The following is a 1,833-nucleotide window of genomic DNA, read 5'->3' as shown; positions in this document are numbered from 1 at the left end:
CCGGCGCCGACGGCCGCGCGGTGGCGCTGCTGCCGCGGCTGGGCGCGGCCACCGGGTTCGGCATCTCCGTGGAGCCCGCCGCGGGCTCGCAGCAGCCGACGACGACGCCCGTGGTGCTCACGACGCTGCCGGCTTGAGCGGGCCGGCGGCGGCACCGGGGCGGCGGGCCGGTGTCGCCGCCGCCGGCCGCGGAGGGCAGGATCGGCGCGTGAGCGATCCCGGTCAGCCCGCCGTCCACGTCCTGCACGAGAACCCCGAGTGGATGCCGCCGTTCGTGGAGGCGTTCGCCGCCGAGGGCGTGCCGCTGGTCGAGCACGTCCTCACCGGCGGGGAGCTGGACCTGGCCGAGCGCCCGGCACCGGGCGTGTGGTGGTCGCGCATGTCGGCCTCGGCGCACACCCGCGGCCACCTCGCCTCCACCGCGCACACCCGCGCGGTGCTGTCGTGGCTGGAGGCCGCCGGCGCGCGCACCGTCAACGGCCGCGCGGTGCTGGAGCTGGAGCTGAGCAAGGTCGCGCAGCTGAGCGCGCTGGCCGCCGCGGGCGTGGAGGTGCCCCGCACACTGGCCGTGGTCGGCGGCGACCTGGGCGCGGCGGCGCGCCGCTTCGCGCAGCGGGTCGAGGGCCCGTTCGTCACCAAGCACTCCCAGGGCGGCAAGGGTCTGGGGGTGGCGCGCTTCTCCGGCTACGAGGAGTTCGCCGACACCCTGGCCTCCGGCGGCCTGGAGGAGCCGGTCGACGGCGTGTGGCTGCTGCAGGAGTTCATCACCTCCGCCGACGACAGCGTCACCCGCGCCGAGTTCGTGGGCGGGGAGTTCCTCTACGCGCTGCGCGCCGACACCGCCCGGGGCGGCTTCCAGCTGTGCCCGGCGGACGCCTGCGCGATCGACCCCGCCACCGGCCGGCCCGTGCTGCCGCCGGGCGCCACCGTGGCGCAGGAGCCGGGGGAGACGATCTTCTCGCTGCGCGAGGGGTTCGAGCACCCCGTGCTGGAGCGGTACGCGCACTTCCTGCGCGGCAACGGCATCGAGATCGCCGGCATCGAGTTCATCACCACCGCCGACGGGCGCGTGGTCACCTACGACGTCAACACCAACACCAACTACAACGCTGCGGTGGACGCCGCCGCGCCGCGCTCGGGGCCGCGCGAGATCGCCCGGTACACCGGGCGCCTGCTGCGCGAGCGGGCCGGCTGAGCGGCCGGTGCGCCGGCGCACCCTCGCGCCGGCGCACCGGTGGCGGTGCGGGAGGCGGGACTCGAACCCGCACGCCCGGAGGCACAGGAACCTAAATCCTGCGTGGCTGCCAGTTACACCACTCCCGCTCGCGACGGACGAGCCTAGCCCAGCGCGGCGGGGCGGGCGCGGCGCCCGCGCGCCCCGCCCCCGGCTCAGTCCGCGTCCAGGCCCAGGTCGCGGCGCAGCTTGGCAACGTGCCCCGCGGCCCGCACGTTGTACTGCGCCAGCTCCACCCGGCCGGCGGGGTCGACGACGACGGTGGAGCGGATCACGCCCACCGAGGTGCGCCCGTAGTTCGTCTTCTCGCCCCACGCCCCGTAGGCCTCCAGCACCTGGTGGCCGGCGTCGGACAGCAGCGGGAAGGTCAGCCCGTCGCGCTCGGCGAAGGAGGCGAGCTTGGCGACGGGGTCCGGGGACACGCCCAGCACCCGGTAGCCGGAGGCGGCCAGCGCGTCGAGGGAGTCGCGGAAGTCGCACGCCTGCGCGGTGCAGCCGGGCGTCATGGCGGCCGGGTAGAAGTACACGACGACGTGCTCCCCGCTCAGCTGCGACAGCGTCACGGTGCTGCCGTCGTGGGCGGGCAGGGTGAAGTCGGG

At 76.2% G+C, this 1,833-nt stretch carries 2 protein-coding genes and 1 tRNA gene; 1 reads left to right on the top strand and 2 read right to left on the bottom strand.

The genetic code is table 11. The annotated features are described in order from the left end of the window. Window positions 1–262 precede the first annotated feature (262 nt). The gene (locus GTR00_RS20055) at window positions 263–1,195 is read left to right on the top strand and encodes an ATP-grasp domain-containing protein (protein WP_166613304.1); all 933 of its coding nucleotides are present in this window, start codon (window positions 263–265) and stop codon (window positions 1,193–1,195) included. Window positions 1,196–1,241: 46 nt separating this feature from the next. On the opposite strand, the gene GTR00_RS20050 is transcribed toward GTR00_RS20055, so the two are convergent. Together GTR00_RS20050 and bcp are read right to left on the bottom strand one after the other, a co-directional pair. Beyond that, window positions 1,242–1,323: transfer RNA gene (locus GTR00_RS20050), tRNA-Leu, on the bottom strand. A gap of 66 nt (window positions 1,324–1,389) precedes the next feature. Next, window positions 1,390–1,833, bottom strand: a 444-nt coding sequence (gene bcp / locus GTR00_RS20045) for a thioredoxin-dependent thiol peroxidase (RefSeq protein ID WP_240900690.1), incomplete at its 5' end; no start/stop codon positions are given.

It is taken from the genome of Kineococcus indalonis (genome assembly GCF_009906395.1).
GTDB lineage: Bacteria > Actinomycetota > Actinomycetes > Actinomycetales > Kineococcaceae > Kineococcus > Kineococcus indalonis.
Note: the sequence above shows the minus strand (reverse complement) of the source record. Positions and strands in the feature narration are given on the sequence as shown.